This is a genomic window from Pseudomonas sp. NBRC 111130, assembly GCF_001320485.1.
In the GTDB taxonomy this organism is placed as follows: Bacteria; Pseudomonadota; Gammaproteobacteria; order Pseudomonadales; family Pseudomonadaceae; genus Aquipseudomonas; species Aquipseudomonas vlassakiae.
This window is the reverse complement of the sequence record NZ_BCBG01000001.1, coordinates 73,948-89,777: the sequence shown is the minus strand read 5'-3', so window position 1 is coordinate 89,777 and position 15,830 is coordinate 73,948. Positions and strand designations below refer to the sequence as shown.

Here is a 15,830-nt window from a genome sequence, read left to right as displayed (position 1 = left end):
AAGCGTGCCTGCGGCCAGCCGGGCCTAAAGGCTTGCCGCTTTCGGCCGATACGCAGGTCAACTCAAGGACCCTTTGCAAGGCAAGGAGAAACACATGGTAGGTATCGCGGCAGTCAGCATCAGCAACACCTCGACCCAGGCCGGCAGCGCTTCGCAGGCCAGCGACACGGAAAAGACTGAATCGGGCAGCTCGACGCTGCAGGTCGACACCTCGAAGCTGCGTGGCGATGGCCAGGCCAAAGGTGCCGAGGGTGCGCAAGGGAGCAGTGGCAGTGACGAGCCCTCACACATCAAGCAGTTGCGCGAGATGATCAAGAAACTGCAGAAGCAGTTGGCCGACGAGCAGAAACAGCTGGCCATCCTGATGGCGCAGAAAACCGACGAAACCAGCAAGTTGGCTGCAGTCACGGCCAAGCAGGCCAGCATCGCCACCCTCAGTGGCGAGATCATGACGGCTACCGCGCAACTGCTGGAAGCGTTGCAGAAGTCAGGCGGCAGCAGTGCCGGCGGGATGGTCGACACCCAGGCCTGAGATCAGCCGTAAGGCTGGCTCGATCCTGTAGGAGCGGGAGCGCCCGCGAAGAATACAACGCGGTACATGGCACCGGCTGCGCCGGTGTTCGCGGGCATGCCCGCTTGTATGGTTAGACTTGAAGGGGTGGTGGGACTAAATGCCCGATTCTGACTGTTCGCAGCAGTACAGACCGTGGGAGACATCGCCCCACCTCTTCCACCAAAGCGCCGATAAAGAATGCATCGTTTGCAAGCGACGATAGAAGCAAGCCAGCGCCTCTTGGTGAAACCCCTTCAAGCCGAAAAACCATAACGTGAGGAGCCGCCCATGGCAATGCAGGTAGGAAAGTTGATTGTGGGTGCGGATGTCGCAAAAGCTGAGCTGGTTATCCACCACGATGATCGCGATGAAATTATCAGACTGAAAAACTCCAAACCCGAAATCAAACGCTGGCTGAAACAGCAGCCCCTCAATACTGCAATTGCTGTTGAGGCGACCAATGTCTACCACCTGGACTTGGTTGAGCAGGCCCATAGCCTGGGTTTCGAGGTTTATGTCATTGATGGCTTTCAACTGAGCAACTACCGAAAAAGCGTTGGAGGCCGGGTTAAAACTGACCCTTCCGATGCTCGATTGCTGTCCCGTTTTCTGAAAAATGAAGGCGAGGACCTTCGCCCTTGGAGCCCCCCTCCAGCGGTCTACGGCAAGCTTCAGAGCCTTCTGCGACGCAGAGCCGCCCTGGTGACTGCTCGCACTGCGATGACCCAGAGCTGGGCTAACGAAAGCCTCTTGCAAGCCGCCTTCGAAACCTTTGTGAAATCAATAGATCGGCTGGACAAGTTGATCCAACAGAAGATCAAGGAAGTGTTGCGAGAAGCTGGGCTGCAGGAGCAAGTCGCTCGCTGTCAGGCAGTAGAGGGCATTGGTTTTCTCACCGCCGCAGCATTGGTGATGGCTTTTATGAGGGGCGAATTCAAAAGTAGCGACTCGTACATCGCCTTTTTGGGAATGGATTTACGGGTTAGTGATTCTGGACAGAAAAATGGACGGCGTCGTCTCACCAAGCGAGGTTGCTCAGAAATTCGTCGCCTATTGCATAACGCTGCGATGGCAGCCAGCAGATCGGCCGCTTGGAAAGGGCTTTATGAACAGCACCGGAAATCTGGTAAAGCAACAACTCAAGCTCTGGTAATCCTGGCTAGAAAGCTCGCGCGGGTGGCATTCGCCCTGATGAAAAATCAGGACGAATACGTCACCAAAGGTGGGAAACTGGCTTGCTGAAAACCATAGAATCTCCCACAGGTCACTCCGACGCCAGGCGCCCCTTGCCGTGCTTGTCGGTCTTGTATTGCATGGCCACTGCCGGTGCCGGCTTGGTCGCGCCGGTCTCCAGCCACTGACGCATGCGGGTGGCGTCGGCGAAGTGGGTGTACTTGCCGAAGGCATCGAGAATCACCATGGCCACCGGGCGGTTGTCCATCCTGGTCAGCAGCACCAGGCAATGGCCGGCTTCATTGGTGAAACCGGTCTTGGTCAGCTTGATGTCCCAGTTGCTCTTGTTCACCAGATGGTCGGTGTTGCGGAAGCCCAAGGTGTAGTTGGGCTTGCGGAAGGCCACGGTCTTCTCGCGGGTGGTCGACAGCTCGCTCAGCATCGGGTACTTGCGCGCGGCCATCAGCAGCTTGGACAGGTCACGGGCGGTGGAGACGTTCTGGGTCGACAGACCGGTCGGTTCGACATAGCGGGTGTGCGCCATGCCCAGGCTGCGGGCCTTGGCGTTCATCGCCTTGATGAAGGCCGGGTAGCCCCCTGGGTAGTGGTTGGCCAGGGTGGTCGCGGCACGGTTTTCCGACGACATCAAGGTGATCAGCAGGGTTTCCCGGCGATTCAGCTCGCTCCCCAGGCGTACGCGCGAATACACGCCTTTCATGTCCGGGTTGTTGGCGATGGTCATGGTGAGCATCTCATCCATGGGCAGCTTGGCATCCAGCACCACCATCGCCGTCATCAGTTTGGTCACCGAGGCAATGGGCACCACGCGGTCGGCGTGGCTCGCATACAGTTCCTGGTTGGTGTTCAGGTCGATCAGCAGGGCGCTGCCAGACGCCAGGTGCAGCTTGGACGGGTCGCGCTGGACCTGGGCCGGGGGTTGTGCAGCAGCGGTCGACGGAAGGGTCGCAGTACCTGTGAGCAACAGCAGCAGGCTGAGGATGGACAGGGATGTTTTCACGTTGAGGCTCACTAAAAGTTGGTATGTCGTTGGCTGTGCAAGGGTTTTCCCCCAAAAAACCGCTGCATTGTGGAGTATGGCCGAAGTGCTGTCGAATGCCTTATATCCAAAGGGCGCAACGTGAAGGAAATTTAATCCTGTACCAATTTCGTACCAATTACCTGCTTTTCCAGCTTCGCCAATTCGGACCAATCGTTGGCCGAATTCAACCACTTCGCATAGGTTGTCAGCAGCACCTGGACAGAGTGCCCAAGCTGCCCGGCGATGAAGGCCGGGTTCATCCCTGACATGAGGCACATCGTGGCATAAGTGTGCCTGCAGTTGTACTGGGGGCGGTGTCTGAAGCCCATTGCTTCGATTGCCTGGTTGAAGTGATTGCCCGCCGTGTCCGGTACCGAGATGTGTGGCGATGATCCGGACGGCTGGAACACAAATGGGGATTCGGTCGACACACGCCGTTTCTGCTTGGACCGGTAGTGCGCGATCTCCCTTGCCCTGGCCAGCGCACCCAGCGCTCGGCTGTTCAACATCACTGTGCGGGTGTACTTGGTCTTCGTCCTTTCAACCACCTGCTTTTCCACCACGATGCGGCAGATGTGGGCTGTCTTCTTCTCCAAATCGACCTCATCCCAGCGTAGCGCCATGATTTCCCCTGTGCGCATGCCGGTGTAGAAGGCGAACTCGTAGAAGGCTGCGAATACCTGGCTAGAGCGTGAGAAGTTCTTGTACATCCATTCGATCAAGGCGTCCGCCTCTTCTACGGTGAAGGGGTCAACCTGTTTCTTGTTTTTCTGCGGCAGCTGGATCGATGCCGCCGGGTTCCTGTCCACTACCTCGTCATACACCGCAGCCCGAAACATTGCCTTGACCCGGGCAATCGCGGCGCGCTTGACTGTCGAGCTCTTCCACTCGGTCCTTGCGACCACCTCTCTCAGCACCATCGGCGTTACTGCCTTGATAGGCAGCGTCGCCAGATGGGGCATCCAGTAGTTGTTCATCAATCCTTTGTAATTGACGCGGGTGTCGTGCACCACTTCCAGGCTGTTCAGCCAGCTCTGCGCGTACTCCCCAAACATCAGCTCGTTTGCTGGCGCTGTGTAGCTGGAGGCGGGGAACAGCTCGGCGTACCTTTTTTCATCCAGCACGCCGTGCTTGGCCAGGCTGACTACTTGAGCGCGTAGATCGGCTGCCGCCTTGATCCCCTTGGCGGTTTGGGGATATGCGAGCGTTTCGGATCGACGCTCACCGTTCCAAGTAAAACGGATCCGGATTGATTTGCCGATGAACTCGACTCCAGTGGGTAGCCCCAGCTTCCTTCCAGCCACGCTTCGTATCTCCTGATGCTGTAAAAAATCCGGCCGTCGATCTTTTTCCAGACCCCTTCAGGGATCACACCGCGGCTTCGCTTGCCTTCCAAGGCTCGCTTGGTCGTACCGACCAGCTCGGCCATTTTCTCCTCCGGGACCTTGTCGGATACATAGGCCACCGGCCGGCGTTCTTCGTCTTGCATGATGGTCTCCACGCCGCCGGTGGCGGCAGGTTGGTGGTCAGGCGGGAGTTTTTTCGAGCACTGCGTCGGCGACCTTCAGCGCGGCCTGGGCATCGTTGACGTAGGCCGGATCGAAGCCGCCCGCGTAATGGATCACCCGCTGGCAGGCGTCCAGCTCTTTGCGCGCCAGGCGCAGCGCCTGTACCAGTTCTTCCTGCAGTGCACCCTCGGCTCGGCCGACATCCCAGAACTCAAGGCACCAGTGATCGGCTGGCGGTGGGTTGTTGTTCTGCTTGCCCATGGCAAGGGCGCCGATGATGACGTCACAAACGGATCGCTTGTATACATTGTCGCCGTCAAGACTGAGGCCGCCGCGGCGGCGCAGCGTGTTGATCACCTCGTCGACTTTCAGTCCGCTGTCCTTCAGGACGATGTCGAGCTCAGGCTTGTCCGGGGTATAGATGACCAGGGCCAGCTTGGCGTCTGGCCACAGATCGGCCGCCAGGCGTTCCAGGCAGTCGTTGGCGGTTTCGTGGAAACGTTGAGTTGCGGACACGGGGAATCCTCGCCCGCGCATGTCGGCGGGCTTGAGTTGTAGGGTGAGGGGTTACGGCTGAGTGTTGCGCGAGAGGGCGTGCGCTAAGTGACGGGAGTAGGTCGAAACTGCGCGCCAGTAAGCGGCCATCGGGCCTTTGCGGCGGAGCCAAGAGTTTTCGGCCTCGGCATCGGCCTGAGCGCGCAGTTCACGCATCACCGCCTCAATCCGTGCCCTGTCTTCAGCCGGTAGCTCCAGCAGGGCTTGGCCAGCTGGCAGCTTCAGCAGCGGGTTGATGTAGCCCATATGGCCTCCTGGCTGACTGTGACCTGGTGACTGTTCATCGCGGCCCTCTGTAGATCAGGTAGGCCATGTAGGCGAGGGAAAGGATCACTGTCATGGCATCAGCTCCTTCGGCACCCGGACGGTATCGCCGAGCTTGTGGTTGACGAGGCCTCGGCAGAACGCGATCAGGGCCGTGGGGCCGTAGCACCAGACTCCGGCGTCGGCAGGGCCTCCTGCGTAGTGCAGGTCATCTGGAAGCCCTGAAATGTGCTGTGCGGTGCCGCTGTGCCTGTCGATCAGTTGACCGCCCTGTGCCCAGTTGGTGGATGGCCTCCAGCCAAATCCCTCTGCTGCGCCACGGATGCTGATGCTGCAAGGCAAGCCGTCAGGGTGCCACACAGTGGTTCGGCACTCGGGATCGATACTGAATCCCTCAGCCACGGCCACAGCCCAGTCCAGCGAAGCGCCGATCAGGTTGGAAACCCTCACTTCGATCAGGTCGGTCATGGCGCCACCTGCTGAGCGGCCAAGCGCTTTCTGCGTTGTTCCTGGCCCTGCCGCTCGTGGGCCGCGTAGACCCGTAGGCACTTCTTGCAGGTGACCTCTTGCGGTCGGTCAGATCCGTCCATGTCTTCGCCGGCCTGGTTGCACGCGATCTGGCAGTCATGATCGTCGAAGCACCAGAAGTGCGAGACCAAGTGGATTACCTTGCTCACAGCTCATACCTCTCATCAATCCAGCGCCCAGGCGCCAGTGCGGGTGTAGGTTCGGGTTGTGTTTCGTGCGGGGAGAGCTGGCGCTGGTTGCCGGCCTGCAGCTGGCTATCGGGGATGCAGCTCAGCCCCGTGGCGGTGTACCAGCAGGTGACGCCGCGCTCGTCGTCGTGGAAGGTTTCGACGCCCCATGGCAGGGGCTCAGCGCTGGCGCCGGTGGCCAGCAGCAGGAGGCAGAGGGCGAGGCGGGTCATTTTTTGGCCATCCGTTCTATGCGTTCTGCGATCCGGACTTTCTCCTGCTCGATCACGTCATGTTGGCCTTCGCTGAGGTCGTCGAAAGCGCCCGACATCATTGGCTCCGCGTTGTCGATAAGTGCCGCGAACCACAGACGGGCACGGCGTTTCGCCTCGTTTCGTTCTTCGCGGGTCATGGTTGCACCTCGGCGTTATAGCGCTTGTAGTCCTCGCCGAACTCCCAGCAGTAGGTAGCCGGCCATGCGCCGCGGGTGCCCTGCGGCACGATGTTGTACATGCAGTCGTAGGTACCGTGACCCAGGGTTGTCTTGATCCAGACATGCTCAGGGCCGCCCAAGCACCAGCCAGGGTGATCGGCAACCGCAGCCTTCATGAACTCTTCCAGGTTGTGGTGGCCCTTGCTCATGCAGATGTAGGTGTCTTCGCCGACGCTTCGCACGTCGAGCGGATACTTTTTTGCAGGCATGCGGGTTCCTTGGCCGCCATATCGCGGCAGTGAGTTGTACAAGTGGTTGGGTTCGGTACAAGAAAATCGGCCGATGGTCCGATTCAGTTCTCAAGCTGCGATACCGAGATTGCGTCTCGCCTCGCTTTGGCTATGGTGAGAGTTCACCCGTGGCATACAACTAAAATCGTAGGAGGCCGACATGAGGATTCGCGGTGAAGTTTTCTGGGAGTGGGCTGATCCAACGCTTCACCACCGAACTCATGACGAAGAACTCGAGGATGGAACGGTCATTGATGTTCAGGTGCGCCTGTCGCGAACGGGTAACACGCAGATGTTCATTGGGGTATATGCCGCGAGTGGCATGGCCCTTCACGAAGAGGCTTTCGATTCCCGTCCCGGTGAATCCATGACCAGGGCTTTAGCCTGGGGCGTCGGACGGGCCCGCCGCATTGCCACAGACACTCTCCCAAAATTCGACCAGGTCGCCTGCTCGGGATAGGGGAATGGGGTGGTAGCTGGGCGGAGTACAAATGTGCTCTGCACTGCATTTAGCTTACCGGGCGGTGTTCGGCTGAAGAGCGAGACCCTTCACGGCCTCGCTGTAAATGAACTTGATCTGATCCCACGGAATTGTGTGGCGCTGTGCGTACTCACCCTCGCCATCGCATATCTCGCAGCCTTCAACTGGCTCATCCAGTTCGCGGCATTCCGGGCATTCCTGGGTGACCTCCAGCTTGAACTCGCCGAGCAGCAGTGCCTTGGCTCCGTTCTCCGCCGTGAGCCGCTTGGGCATCAGGCAGTACTCGTCGGGGATGGATACCAACGGCCCAATGGGGACAATAGGCAGTCCAGTCGCAGCCGCATCCCTCTCTGCCTCTTCTTTGGTCCACCAGAAGGCAGTACCAACCATCCAGGCGATAGGCTCGGGGTGGGGCTGCGGGGCTGGCGCCTGCCCAGCGATCTGCGCGACTCCAATCCGCAGGTGCTGACGAGCTTGGGCGTGTGCCATTTCGTGGGGCGTGGCTTCGCGAACCGAGTAGGGCAGGCCGCCATCAACTTTCCTGAACACCCAGCCGTAATGGCTGAGGTTCTTGTCCATCTGGATCAGGTGCAGGCCGTCGTCGCAGGCTATCCAGCCGTGGGCGTCGTTGTTCTGTGGCATGGGTAACTCCTGTTAACGTGCGCCAGGCGAAGGCAGTGAGCGCTCTGATTCAATGAACCCGGTGGACGAAGCATCGGCCCCAGTAGCGACGATGAAGGCAACCTCCACCTTGGCCGAGTCGACCAGCACCTTCCCGACGTCAGCAATCGCCTTGGCACGGTCGATGTCCATGGGGTTATCCCGATCCTGAAGCGCTTCCAGGGTGGCAAAGAGGTGATTACGGAGGTCAGTCATCTTGTTTTTCACTGGTAGCCTCGCTGATAGCTCGCTTGAGCTTGCTGAGTTGGCGGATGGTCGACTTGAGCTCAGGCGGATACCGGTGGATGGTATTGCGGCGCATGTTCTCGGCGCGGCTGACCAGTTCCAAGTTATCGAGCTCAATGTTTTTTGGGTTGCGATCCTTGAACACCACCAGGTGGCCTGGCGGGATCTCGCCATGGGCTTCTTCCCACAGCAGGGAATGCACCGACTTCCAGCGGCGATACGATGGGCCGTCATCGCATACTTTCCGCTGCCGTATGCCGTCCTCGGTGACCCGCTCCGTTCCTACTGGCTGCCAAGTGTGAGGCTTGTTGCCCTTTCGGAACTGGGTGGCCTCGCCTCCAATCTGCAGACCCTTCAGGCCCTTGTTCCACGGTTCCTGGCCGGGCCTGAACCGATATTCGATTCCAGGGTTGTCATCCCGTCGCAGGCGGCATGCATGCTCGCTGGCGAGATACTCGGCGCTTCGAGCAAGCCCCAAGGCATGAGCCTTGTTGTATATGGCGTGGTCGGGGCGATTGAATGTGCGGACCAGGTCCGGCATTGGGGTGCCGGGGTACAGCGCCCGGAGCCTGGCCACCTCCGCGTCGGTCCAGAATCTACGCGACGGCTCGGGCAAGGCCTTCACAAGCCGGCGCCTTGCGTCTAGCAAGGCCTGCAGGGCGATTGGGTTCATGGTTGATCCTCGCCGGGTCGGCGTTATCGTTGAATAGGGGAAGGCGCTGGCGGCCATCGCTTGGTGTTACGGGCGGTTGTCGTGATCGCAGTGGCGGCAGTCTTCGTAGCTGGGCGAAGGCACGAACCGACCACAGCCTCCGCAGTTCTGGATACTTGCAGGCGCACGTCGTCGTCTCGGCTTCACCAGCTCAATGCCGGTTCCTTGCAGGGCCTCTTTGATATCAACGTCCCGCTTGTGCACCAGGCGCCTGGCCTTGGACTCAAGGTAAGACACAGGCCAGATCACCGCTTCCTCTGGCGTGTTGCCGATCGCCTCGGCAACCTCAAGCGTGAGGTGGTGTGCCTTCTCGAATCGGTACGTGTAGCCTATTGGCCACCTGGCCAAGGCAATGTCGTTCCCGTTCCAGTGCCCAGGGATCTGCAGGACAACAGTGCATCCCGGGGTAAGCTGGTCGCGGGCCTCGTCCAGGCTGATGTACTGGTGGTCGACGCCGAGATGTGCGCGGGCATCGACGTAATCTTTTGGCCATGGAATGTCTGTTTCCCGATGGCCACAAGCCTGCTCTTGGGTGAATAGCTCGGCCTTGTCGAGGTTGGTGGTGTAGCCGCCGCCCAGGGCCCAGAACATCAGCCCATCACCGACATCGGTACGACTGTCCTGCAGGTAAAATAGCTGGCTCATTCCGCGCTCCTTGCTTAAGCGGCTTTCCGCGCGTTGAGCACGCGCTGGCGGGCTGCTTCGTACTCGCTGCTGACGATCTCAACCAGTCCGTCGACATCACCGTCAGCGGCCTTACTGCCCAGGTTCAGGTACACGGTATCGTCATAGGTGAAGCACACCCCGCCACTGAGCCAGATGCCGCCGCGCTCGACGCCGATGGCTTCCCACATTTCGTCCCGGTCGATATCGTCCGGGCAATGTGCTTTCCAGAGATCTTCCAGGCGCTTGTGCTCAGCCTTCTCTGCCGCGCGCACCTCCTTGTCCGTGCCCTTGGCATGCTTGGGCGCCCGGCGCAGCGAGCGGTAGCCGTATTCGTCAGGGCGGCACCAATGCACATCCAGATCGCGGCTGGCGCTGAGCTTGATGCCGCCGACGTAGTTGCGGGAGCCGCTGTACATCGGCGAGGCTTCGGCGCCGAAGGCTTGGTCTAGCTTCTCGCGCTGGGCGTTCCAGGCTGCTTTCTTCTCGTCCCAGGCGCGCACGGCGGCCAGGACCTTTGGGGATTCGGTCTTGTAGAAGTAGCTCATGGCTTTCTCCATGCACGGCGCCGCCCTCCGTGCTGGTGGCGGCATGATGGCAATTTGGTTTGGGATGGGGTATTACGGGTGACCGGCATGGGGCCGGGCATGGAGCATAAATGGTCGATCTTTATCTTGATGATGTGCGCGGCTATTGGCGCGATCTGGCGGTGCCGTCATTCGACGAGTTCTGGTCGGAGTTCCAGGCCGATCGGAGGATCGACTCTGGCTCAATGCTGGTCATCTACCGAAGGTTGATCAGCTGCGCGTTTTTCTTGAATCACTTGGCAGATAAAGCCGCTTTGATGCATGGCATGGATCGAGGAAATCACCTGATATCCAAGATAAGGGAAAAGGATATTCAGTCAGCGCTTCAACTAGATGCTTGTCGCCACTTTGTGAATGATGCCAAGCATGAAATGACCAGGCTTCAGGAGGCATCTCTTCGCGCTCGAAATTCAGATTTCGACCTTGAAGGGGAGTCAATGCTGATCCAGTTCCACATGCTCTCGACTGATGGGAATACCCTCTTCGATATGTGCGATGTGATTTGCAGCGTATGGAGGTTCTGGATTTCCTACTTCGATGGTACCGCCAAGATCAGCTTTAAGGATGCCTTGGCCTACAGAGCTGGGCAGATGAGCTCATCTCCAGGATCCTGCTGAATCATCAGCATGCTCTTCCGGTCGAAGGCCAACGCCAGGCGCGGTGAGATGCTGATCTCATGCCGCGGCGGGGTTAGAAACTTCGCCGCGTGCAGCATGCCGAGTGCGTGGATGCCGTGGATCAGCGCCTCGATCATTTGGCTGGCCGAGGCGTCTGCCCAACCGCATATTGCGCGCAGATGCTGGCCGGTTCGCTTCCTGGCTGACAGCCGCAGCGGCTCAGTCCGCGCCACAGTTCGGTGAGCTTCTATTTCGTGGCGCGCGATCCGGAAAAGTGCGTGATGCCCGAGCGCTTCGATGTGATGAATCATCAGCGTCATCGCCTCCCCCTGTTCCTCGATCCCGGCCCACTCCATCAGCTCCAGCAGGGCCTGTTTAGTCCCTGGTCGAACCTTCAAGCGCAGGTCTTCTTCCTGCAGGCGCTCGGCCTTCTCGCGCCGGCGCTTGTCGCGCTCTTGCGGCGTCATAGCCATACGGCACCTCCTTCAATCCGCTGGGCGGTAGGTTGAACTGCTCACGCCGCCTGTGCAGCTGCATCGATCGGGTAATTCTTCGGTTCATCAGATAGCTCCATGTCGCAGTCGTGCCAGCCTCCCAGCCACCAGGCGCTGTCTACGGTCATTTCGGGGTAGGGCTGGGATGCGCGGCACCGGCCCGCGGCCCGGGCGGTCCGGCCCTGGTAGTAGGGGAGCGGGAAGACCTTCTTGTGCTTTCGCGGTCGCATCGCTACCTCCTGCGCTTTTTGAGCGGGAAGTCGATACCGAACTTCTTGATGATCCGACTCATCGTCGTGTGGCCGATCTCGAGCTTCAGAGTTGCGCTATTGCGCGATAGGCCTGCATCCCTGAGTGCCCGGATTCGATCGGCCAGCTTGGCGTCACGGGCCTCGACGTCTGGCTTTTCGATGTGTTTGCCGCGGTTGCCCGAGACAAACGCGAAGCCGTGGCGCTTGGCCACATCCCATAGCGAGGACTGGGATACTTTGAGTTCCTGGGCCGCTTCTCTGCAGGTCATGGTCTCGGCCATCTTTGCCACCATGTCGGCGCGGGCCTGAGCCTTTTCCTGACGGGTACCGTGCTGCACTGGGGGCGGCCCCCGGCGCTTTTTAGGTGCGGGCTCCGGGTGCTTGCGCTGCGGCAGCGGCCGGTAGGTGAAGCCCTCCAGCACGATCAGCTGGCCACCAGACGCGAAGAAGGCCGCTTTGGCAGCCTCCAGGTCGATTGATTGGTTCATGCCTACCTCACTTGATGCGGATCGAGCTCTCGCCGCGCTCCAGATGCGCCCAGCTTGGCTCAGGGATAAGTTCGTCTTCGCAGTCTTCGCCGGCGGCCATACGCTTGCGGACCGCCTCGTTATGCTCACGCCATTCCTTGAGTTTGGCGGCGATGGCGTTCTTGTCCGGCGCGATCTTGGTCACCACAGAAGTCAGCTCGTCCGGTACCGCCTGTTCGTTGTCGACGATTACCTTTTCCTTGCCGGTGACCAGGCTGATGGTGAACAGCGGACGCTTGATCGACTTGATGTTGGCGGCATCCATGTTCCGGCGAAGGTAGTCGGTGATCGCCGTGACGCTGTTGGCCTTGATGCGCTTGAGTTCGTTGAGGCGGTCGATCTCCGCTTCGATCGCACTGATGTCCCCCTCAATGTTCCGGCGTAGCATGACGATGTTGTCGGCCTTCACTTCGAACTCGCCCTGGATACCGGCCATGGTGTCCTGAATGGCCTGTTTGAGGCCTTCGTCGTCGGTGTCACACATGGCGGCCAGTTCGGCCATCTGGCCGGTGAGTGCGTAGAGCTGGGTCATGCTGCAGCCTCCTGCGGCTTGCCGGCTTCGAGGTTCTTCAATTCAAGGGAGATCCGGGCAGCGCCTTTCTCGTCCTTGCGGCCGATAAGCCTGCGCACGGCGTGGTCGTGGATTTTCTTGCGCTCATGCGGCGTCACTGCCTTCTGCATGGTCTCGATCGTGTCCTTGATGAAGTCCAGGCGCTCCTGCTGCTGGCGATCGATCTCGGCCTGGCGGTCCTCGGCCTGCTCGATTGCCTGCTCGGCCTGCAGCTGCTGGACGTAGTTCTGGTCGTCAAACATCCCGAGGAACACGTCGGCGCTGAAGCCCAGCATGGACAGGGCCTTTTTGATGGCGTCAGTGAGGGACTTCTTCGGCGCCTCGCCATCGGTGGTCATGCCGTACTTGGTCTTGTACTGGTAACGGGTGCACCCGTACTGCTCGACCTCGCCGCGCTGGCCGTCCTGCATGAACCAGAGCTGGATTTTGACGGTGTGACCGATCTCCCGGCCCAGGCAGATTCGCTTGTCGCCTTCTCCGGCAAATACCTCGTGGCCGTCGTCAAAGCGCTCTTCCAGCACCTTCCATCCCCAGCCGATGCCGACCGGGCCGAACATTTCGGTCGCCTTCATGACCATTGCGGTGCCGTTCAGGCTGGTGATCTTTTGGCCGCCGACCTCGGCGTTCTTGGTGTAGCGGGTATCGGTGGTCTGCACCTGCTCCCAGATGCGCATGTTGGTAGTGGACATTGGTACACCTCGCGCCAGGCCGGCGCCGTCAGTTGGGATAGGGGAAATGCCAGGTCACCCAGGCACGGAGGTACGCTCCAGGCCCTGGCTGCGGTGGATGGTTGCGCGCTCTCGCCGCTTACGCTCCGGGTAGGTCCGGTTATCCCCTAAGGGCCCGCCGGGCTCGGGTGTGTATTCAGGAAGTGATGCTTCCGGCCAGTGCGCTGGCGAGCATGAAGAAGGTGCAGGCGAAGATCATGGAGAAGGAGCCGCGCAGGATGACCATGCGGCGGGCGCGCTGGTAGCTGGTCATTTCAGCTCTCTCCAACCCAATACGCCGCCGATGAAGATGCCGTCATGGGTTGCCCATCGCCCTTCATGGGAGTGGAATCGGCATCTCCATCGAACGCGTGATCCGTTGTCGAGTTGGCGTAGCGCTTGAACCACTCGGTTGCTATCAGGCACTCCTGATTTCCAGCCAACAAGCTTCATGCCCGCACCTCGTAGGCCAGGGTGCACATGCCGCATAGGTAGGCCCGGCCCGACCAGGCCGCAGGGTTCTCGATGTGGGCAAGGCGCGCCTGATTCATGGCGTCCTCCATAGTCAGGCCCTTGAACACCAGCAGGATTCGATCGTCTGGCACGGCCTGGGCGACCTCGGCCACCTGGTCGTCGATGAGCGACGGGAAGACTGGAGTGGTCATAGTGCCTCCTGTTTGCGGTAGCCAGCGTCCCAAAGGTCCCGGACAACGTCCTCATGGATCATCAGTTCTTGCAGGTGACTGGCGCCGTGGGTTCCAAGAGGGTGATCTTTGATATGGCGAATCATTTCGTTCAGCCCTGCATGGCGCTCTTGCTCTGGCGTAGGCATGGGGCGGAAGTTGCTCGACCAACAAAGAAGGCGCCCTTCGCCGTGCACAACTGCCGCCGAACTAATGAATTCGGGGTGGTGCCAGATCACATGGCACTCAACCCACAATTCATCTCTTCCTTTGATAAGAGCCTGACACTTGGTATCAACGGGAGGGCGACCAGCATTAGGCCAGCCGTTTGGATCCGTGAACACTTTGAAGCGTTTGCCCTCGTCAGACTTGGCCCAGGGGCGCCCCACCTGATCGATGTACAAATCACCAGAATCCTTGTGCCAGCCTGCAGGCCACGCTTCAAATCCTTGCATCGGGATGATCCAGAGTGGATATCCATCTGGCTTGGCAGCCCAATCAATTTTGCTCACGCGACCTCCTTGCGCCCATCAACGATCTTGTTGAGGCGCCCGCAGTAGTGGTTGAACTCTTCGATGGTGATACGCTGGTCGGCCAGCATTTCGGTAAGCAGCTTGAGGACCATGGCCTGCCAAGACTTCGGGGTCGCAGGATCCGCCATGGCGTCTAGCTCCTCGTCGATCAGCACATGAGGGCTCATAGCTGCGCCTCGTCTGCCTCGTACTTCAGGCCTTGCTCGGCGTATTGCTCAAGCATCGACTCTGCGATCTCGTACAGCTTGCCCTTGCAGTGATCGCTCTGGCCGACAACATCCTCGACCATGCTTTTCACTGGCCCACCGGCCTGTGCCTGGAGCAGGAGCAGGGCCAAGGCGTTGAGGTCGTCCTTCTCTGCCTCTTGCAGGGCGCGAAGGTGTTCGGCCAGCTTGGCCACGAATTGCTCCTGGCGTACGCCCACCGGGCCGCCAAAACGCTGCGGGATCAGAACATCGCAGCCGCCGACCAGCTCCTCGGCCTTGCTCTCGATCCAGTTCTGCGCCGCTTCCTGATACGCCGAGTCGTCTTCCGGCTCAGCATGGTCGTACTGCCATTGTGCTGCTCGAAGTGCGCCCATGGTCGCCTCCAGTTACGGTTGGGATGCCCGATAGCGCCGCATGAGGCCTTTCGTCAGGCGCTGCATGATTCGCGGGTATCGGTCGGGGTGGTGAAGGCGGCAGTAGAGGTGCTCTCTGCCATAGCCTTCGTGATCGCAGTAGTCGCAATCGCAGTGCTTCTTGAGTAGCTCGCGTGCCTCTGCCGCGCATGCAGCACGCAGCGTGAACCAGCGACGACCACCGCCACGGAAGACGGCAGCAGTCTCGACTGTGACGGCCATGGTCGCCTCCAGGTGGTGGGTTACTCGGTGGGTGGGGAAGGGAGGGGCTGCCAGTGGGTCGGTTTCCAGCTTGAAGCCCAACTGCTTTGCGGCTCTTCCCACGAGAAGTACGGCGGATATCCGAGGGAGTGAGCAATCGAGCCCTTGCCGTATTCGCGGTAAAGCGACTCGCGAGCACCGTATTGTTCGTTCCAAGCAAGAACCCTGGTCCCAACCTCCGGAAGCCTGTCGCTGCACTTGATCCAGGCGCTCATGGCTTCACCCGGGCTTTATCAATGGCGTCCAGTTGTTCAGCCCAAGACTCGGTGAAGTCGCGGTAATCACCGCTGTCGAGCCACTGAGCATTAACAGAATCAACGTCACCGCTTGGGCTGATGCGCAGAAGCCAGTCTTCGAAAATGCGTTGCTCGGCGCTCTCTACCACCGATACCAGCGCAGTGAGCAGATCTGGGGCGGCTGCGATCAGGCGGGCATTGGCTTCTAGCTCTTTGTCAGCAGGGTTGAATGCTGATGGGTAGTCTGCGTAAAGACACGCATGCCTTACTGTTTCATCATCCGGCCGCCGCGGTGGGAATGGCCCTATTCGATGACAAATACCAACTGAAGTCTGGATGGTGTCCAGTACCCAAGGCCCTGGAGTGTGTTCGCTCATAGTGTGAACCTCAGTAGGACCGCATGAGGCAGATGCCAGCGCAGGTGACCAAACCTCCTGCGAGCCGTGAGAGCGCAGGGCTGGAGCCTGTCTGA

30 protein-coding genes are annotated in these 15,830 nt (G+C 59.8%); 4 read left to right on the top strand and 26 right to left on the bottom strand.

Annotated features, from left to right (window positions below; all coding sequences use genetic code 11):
- Positions 1-94 precede the first annotated feature (94 nt).
- Positions 95-532 carry a hypothetical protein gene (locus tag APH33_RS00600; protein WP_054883289.1) on the top strand — a complete coding sequence of 146 codons (438 nt, stop codon included), beginning with the start codon at positions 95-97 and terminating at the stop codon, positions 530-532.
- 309 nt (positions 533-841) lie between these two features.
- On the top strand, positions 842-1,795 hold the full coding sequence (locus APH33_RS00595; RefSeq protein ID WP_054883288.1) for an IS110 family transposase: 954 nt from the start codon (positions 842-844) through the stop codon (positions 1,793-1,795).
- Positions 1,796-1,817: 22 nt separating this feature from the next.
- Here the strand turns inward: APH33_RS00595 and pbpG are convergent, their stop codons facing one another.
- The 10 genes from pbpG to APH33_RS00550 all read right to left on the bottom strand — a co-directional run bounded on the left by pbpG (position 1,818) and on the right by APH33_RS00550 (position 6,489).
- Positions 1,818-2,744 carry a D-alanyl-D-alanine endopeptidase gene (gene pbpG / locus APH33_RS00590; RefSeq protein WP_054883287.1) on the bottom strand — a complete coding sequence of 309 codons (927 nt, stop codon included), beginning with the start codon at positions 2,742-2,744 and terminating at the stop codon, positions 1,818-1,820.
- Between the two features lie 131 nt (positions 2,745-2,875).
- Positions 2,876-4,009: a tyrosine-type recombinase/integrase gene (locus tag APH33_RS00585; RefSeq protein WP_371263229.1), complete on the bottom strand. Its 1,134-nt coding sequence runs from the start codon at positions 4,007-4,009 to the stop codon at positions 2,876-2,878.
- The gene (locus tag APH33_RS27560) at positions 3,910-4,254 is read right to left on the bottom strand and encodes a hypothetical protein (protein ID WP_256218577.1); all 345 of its coding nucleotides are present in this window, start codon (positions 4,252-4,254) and stop codon (positions 3,910-3,912) included. Before APH33_RS27560 ends, APH33_RS00585 begins: the two co-directional genes overlap by 100 nt.
- Before the next feature lie 37 nt (positions 4,255-4,291).
- Positions 4,292-4,789: a hypothetical protein gene (locus tag APH33_RS00580; RefSeq protein WP_054883285.1), complete on the bottom strand. Its 498-nt coding sequence runs from the start codon at positions 4,787-4,789 to the stop codon at positions 4,292-4,294.
- Positions 4,790-4,840: 51 nt separating this feature from the next.
- Positions 4,841-5,074 carry a hypothetical protein gene (locus APH33_RS00575; RefSeq protein WP_054883284.1) on the bottom strand — a complete coding sequence of 78 codons (234 nt, stop codon included), beginning with the start codon at positions 5,072-5,074 and terminating at the stop codon, positions 4,841-4,843.
- Between the two features lie 90 nt (positions 5,075-5,164).
- Positions 5,165-5,560, bottom strand: a complete 396-nt coding sequence (locus tag APH33_RS00570) for a phage protein NinX family protein (RefSeq protein WP_054883283.1) — start codon at positions 5,558-5,560, stop codon at positions 5,165-5,167.
- The gene (locus APH33_RS00565) at positions 5,557-5,769 is read right to left on the bottom strand and encodes a hypothetical protein (RefSeq protein WP_054883282.1); all 213 of its coding nucleotides are present in this window, start codon (positions 5,767-5,769) and stop codon (positions 5,557-5,559) included. The genes APH33_RS00570 and APH33_RS00565 overlap by 4 nt, the downstream gene beginning before the upstream one ends.
- Positions 5,766-6,020, bottom strand: a complete 255-nt coding sequence (locus APH33_RS00560) for a hypothetical protein (RefSeq protein WP_054883281.1) — start codon at positions 6,018-6,020, stop codon at positions 5,766-5,768. Before APH33_RS00560 ends, APH33_RS00565 begins: the two co-directional genes overlap by 4 nt.
- Positions 6,017-6,199: a hypothetical protein gene (locus tag APH33_RS00555; protein ID WP_054883280.1), complete on the bottom strand. Its 183-nt coding sequence runs from the start codon at positions 6,197-6,199 to the stop codon at positions 6,017-6,019. The genes APH33_RS00560 and APH33_RS00555 overlap by 4 nt, the downstream gene beginning before the upstream one ends.
- Entirely contained in the window at positions 6,196-6,489 is a 294-nt protein-coding gene (locus tag APH33_RS00550; RefSeq protein WP_054883279.1) for a hypothetical protein, read from the bottom strand. The genes APH33_RS00555 and APH33_RS00550 overlap by 4 nt, the downstream gene beginning before the upstream one ends.
- Positions 6,490-6,670: 181 nt before the next feature.
- Between APH33_RS00550 and APH33_RS27555 the strand changes: the two genes are divergently transcribed.
- On the top strand, positions 6,671-6,970 hold the full coding sequence (locus APH33_RS27555) for a hypothetical protein (protein ID WP_054883278.1): 300 nt from the start codon (positions 6,671-6,673) through the stop codon (positions 6,968-6,970).
- A gap of 54 nt (positions 6,971-7,024) precedes the next feature.
- Here the strand turns inward: APH33_RS27555 and APH33_RS00540 are convergent, their stop codons facing one another.
- The 5 genes from APH33_RS00540 to APH33_RS00520 all read right to left on the bottom strand — a co-directional run bounded on the left by APH33_RS00540 (position 7,025) and on the right by APH33_RS00520 (position 9,820).
- Positions 7,025-7,633, bottom strand: a complete 609-nt coding sequence (locus tag APH33_RS00540; protein ID WP_054883277.1) for a hypothetical protein — start codon at positions 7,631-7,633, stop codon at positions 7,025-7,027.
- Between the two features lie 12 nt (positions 7,634-7,645).
- The gene (locus APH33_RS00535; RefSeq protein WP_041925462.1) at positions 7,646-7,879 is read right to left on the bottom strand and encodes a hypothetical protein; all 234 of its coding nucleotides are present in this window, start codon (positions 7,877-7,879) and stop codon (positions 7,646-7,648) included.
- Positions 7,860-8,570 (bottom strand): HNH endonuclease signature motif containing protein, encoded by a 711-nt coding sequence (locus tag APH33_RS00530; protein ID WP_054883276.1) that lies wholly within the window; start codon positions 8,568-8,570, stop codon positions 7,860-7,862. Before APH33_RS00530 ends, APH33_RS00535 begins: the two co-directional genes overlap by 20 nt.
- Before the next feature lie 66 nt (positions 8,571-8,636).
- Positions 8,637-9,254, bottom strand: coding sequence for a hypothetical protein (locus APH33_RS00525; RefSeq protein WP_054883275.1), 618 nt, complete (start codon positions 9,252-9,254; stop codon positions 8,637-8,639).
- Positions 9,255-9,268: 14 nt separating this feature from the next.
- Positions 9,269-9,820, bottom strand: coding sequence for a hypothetical protein (locus tag APH33_RS00520; protein WP_256218576.1), 552 nt, complete (start codon positions 9,818-9,820; stop codon positions 9,269-9,271).
- 110 nt (positions 9,821-9,930) lie between these two features.
- Here APH33_RS00520 and APH33_RS00515 point away from each other — a divergent pair, with 110 nt between their 5' ends.
- Entirely contained in the window at positions 9,931-10,476 is a 546-nt protein-coding gene (locus APH33_RS00515; protein ID WP_054883273.1) for a hypothetical protein, read from the top strand.
- On the opposite strand, the gene APH33_RS00510 is transcribed toward APH33_RS00515, so the two are convergent.
- The 11 genes from APH33_RS00510 to APH33_RS27335 all read right to left on the bottom strand — a co-directional run bounded on the left by APH33_RS00510 (position 10,434) and on the right by APH33_RS27335 (position 15,735).
- On the bottom strand, positions 10,434-10,949 hold the full coding sequence (locus tag APH33_RS00510; RefSeq protein WP_054883272.1) for a hypothetical protein: 516 nt from the start codon (positions 10,947-10,949) through the stop codon (positions 10,434-10,436). The genes APH33_RS00515 and APH33_RS00510 overlap by 43 nt on opposite strands.
- Before the next feature lie 253 nt (positions 10,950-11,202).
- Entirely contained in the window at positions 11,203-11,709 is a 507-nt protein-coding gene (locus APH33_RS00500; protein ID WP_054883270.1) for a hypothetical protein, read from the bottom strand.
- Positions 11,710-11,716: 7 nt separating this feature from the next.
- Positions 11,717-12,280 (bottom strand): siphovirus Gp157 family protein, encoded by a 564-nt coding sequence (locus APH33_RS00495; RefSeq protein ID WP_054883269.1) that lies wholly within the window; start codon positions 12,278-12,280, stop codon positions 11,717-11,719.
- Positions 12,277-13,008, bottom strand: a complete 732-nt coding sequence (locus tag APH33_RS00490) for a Rad52/Rad22 family DNA repair protein (protein ID WP_054883268.1) — start codon at positions 13,006-13,008, stop codon at positions 12,277-12,279. The genes APH33_RS00495 and APH33_RS00490 overlap by 4 nt, the downstream gene beginning before the upstream one ends.
- Before the next feature lie 467 nt (positions 13,009-13,475).
- Positions 13,476-13,691 (bottom strand): hypothetical protein, encoded by a 216-nt coding sequence (locus tag APH33_RS00485; protein ID WP_054883267.1) that lies wholly within the window; start codon positions 13,689-13,691, stop codon positions 13,476-13,478.
- Complete coding sequence (locus APH33_RS00480; protein WP_054883266.1) at positions 13,688-14,221, bottom strand: hypothetical protein; 534 nt, start codon at positions 14,219-14,221, stop codon at positions 13,688-13,690. Before APH33_RS00480 ends, APH33_RS00485 begins: the two co-directional genes overlap by 4 nt.
- A complete protein-coding gene (locus tag APH33_RS00475; RefSeq protein ID WP_054883265.1) occupies positions 14,218-14,409 on the bottom strand; it encodes a hypothetical protein in 192 nt (63 codons plus the stop codon). Before APH33_RS00475 ends, APH33_RS00480 begins: the two co-directional genes overlap by 4 nt.
- On the bottom strand, positions 14,406-14,822 hold the full coding sequence (locus tag APH33_RS00470; protein WP_054883264.1) for a hypothetical protein: 417 nt from the start codon (positions 14,820-14,822) through the stop codon (positions 14,406-14,408). Before APH33_RS00470 ends, APH33_RS00475 begins: the two co-directional genes overlap by 4 nt.
- A 12-nt stretch (positions 14,823-14,834) precedes the next feature.
- A complete protein-coding gene (locus tag APH33_RS00465) occupies positions 14,835-15,083 on the bottom strand; it encodes a hypothetical protein (protein WP_038409490.1) in 249 nt (82 codons plus the stop codon).
- A 20-nt stretch (positions 15,084-15,103) separates the two neighbouring features.
- Positions 15,104-15,337 (bottom strand): DUF551 domain-containing protein, encoded by a 234-nt coding sequence (locus tag APH33_RS27850; RefSeq protein WP_047934815.1) that lies wholly within the window; start codon positions 15,335-15,337, stop codon positions 15,104-15,106.
- Complete coding sequence (locus APH33_RS27335; RefSeq protein WP_174824247.1) at positions 15,334-15,735, bottom strand: hypothetical protein; 402 nt, start codon at positions 15,733-15,735, stop codon at positions 15,334-15,336. The genes APH33_RS27850 and APH33_RS27335 overlap by 4 nt, the downstream gene beginning before the upstream one ends.
- Positions 15,736-15,830 lie beyond the last annotated feature (95 nt).

Coding starts and splice junctions, on each gene's coding strand:
- APH33_RS00600 (WP_054883289.1), top strand. CDS start 95: ATGGTAGGTATCGCGGCAGTCAGCATCAGCAACACCTCGACCCAGGCC.
- APH33_RS00595 (WP_054883288.1), top strand. CDS start 842: ATGGCAATGCAGGTAGGAAAGTTGATTGTGGGTGCGGATGTCGCAAAA.
- APH33_RS27560 (WP_256218577.1), bottom strand. CDS start 4,254: ATGCAAGACGAAGAACGCCGGCCGGTGGCCTATGTATCCGACAAGGTC.
- APH33_RS00575 (WP_054883284.1), bottom strand. CDS start 5,074: ATGGGCTACATCAACCCGCTGCTGAAGCTGCCAGCTGGCCAAGCCCTG.
- APH33_RS00570 (WP_054883283.1), bottom strand. CDS start 5,560: ATGACCGACCTGATCGAAGTGAGGGTTTCCAACCTGATCGGCGCTTCG.
- APH33_RS00560 (WP_054883281.1), bottom strand. CDS start 6,020: ATGACCCGCCTCGCCCTCTGCCTCCTGCTGCTGGCCACCGGCGCCAGC.
- APH33_RS00555 (WP_054883280.1), bottom strand. CDS start 6,199: ATGACCCGCGAAGAACGAAACGAGGCGAAACGCCGTGCCCGTCTGTGG.
- APH33_RS00550 (WP_054883279.1), bottom strand. CDS start 6,489: ATGCCTGCAAAAAAGTATCCGCTCGACGTGCGAAGCGTCGGCGAAGAC.
- APH33_RS27555 (WP_054883278.1), top strand. CDS start 6,671: ATGAGGATTCGCGGTGAAGTTTTCTGGGAGTGGGCTGATCCAACGCTT.
- APH33_RS00540 (WP_054883277.1), bottom strand. CDS start 7,633: ATGCCACAGAACAACGACGCCCACGGCTGGATAGCCTGCGACGACGGC.
- APH33_RS00530 (WP_054883276.1), bottom strand. CDS start 8,570: ATGAACCCAATCGCCCTGCAGGCCTTGCTAGACGCAAGGCGCCGGCTT.
- APH33_RS00525 (WP_054883275.1), bottom strand. CDS start 9,254: ATGAGCCAGCTATTTTACCTGCAGGACAGTCGTACCGATGTCGGTGAT.
- APH33_RS00520 (WP_256218576.1), bottom strand. CDS start 9,820: ATGAGCTACTTCTACAAGACCGAATCCCCAAAGGTCCTGGCCGCCGTG.
- APH33_RS00515 (WP_054883273.1), top strand. CDS start 9,931: ATGGTCGATCTTTATCTTGATGATGTGCGCGGCTATTGGCGCGATCTG.
- APH33_RS00510 (WP_054883272.1), bottom strand. CDS start 10,949: ATGGCTATGACGCCGCAAGAGCGCGACAAGCGCCGGCGCGAGAAGGCC.
- APH33_RS00500 (WP_054883270.1), bottom strand. CDS start 11,709: ATGAACCAATCAATCGACCTGGAGGCTGCCAAAGCGGCCTTCTTCGCG.
- APH33_RS00495 (WP_054883269.1), bottom strand. CDS start 12,280: ATGACCCAGCTCTACGCACTCACCGGCCAGATGGCCGAACTGGCCGCC.
- APH33_RS00490 (WP_054883268.1), bottom strand. CDS start 13,008: ATGTCCACTACCAACATGCGCATCTGGGAGCAGGTGCAGACCACCGAT.
- APH33_RS00485 (WP_054883267.1), bottom strand. CDS start 13,691: ATGACCACTCCAGTCTTCCCGTCGCTCATCGACGACCAGGTGGCCGAG.
- APH33_RS00475 (WP_054883265.1), bottom strand. CDS start 14,409: ATGAGCCCTCATGTGCTGATCGACGAGGAGCTAGACGCCATGGCGGAT.
- APH33_RS00470 (WP_054883264.1), bottom strand. CDS start 14,822: ATGGGCGCACTTCGAGCAGCACAATGGCAGTACGACCATGCTGAGCCG.
- APH33_RS00465 (WP_038409490.1), bottom strand. CDS start 15,083: ATGGCCGTCACAGTCGAGACTGCTGCCGTCTTCCGTGGCGGTGGTCGT.
- APH33_RS27850 (WP_047934815.1), bottom strand. CDS start 15,337: ATGAGCGCCTGGATCAAGTGCAGCGACAGGCTTCCGGAGGTTGGGACC.
- APH33_RS27335 (WP_174824247.1), bottom strand. CDS start 15,735: ATGAGCGAACACACTCCAGGGCCTTGGGTACTGGACACCATCCAGACT.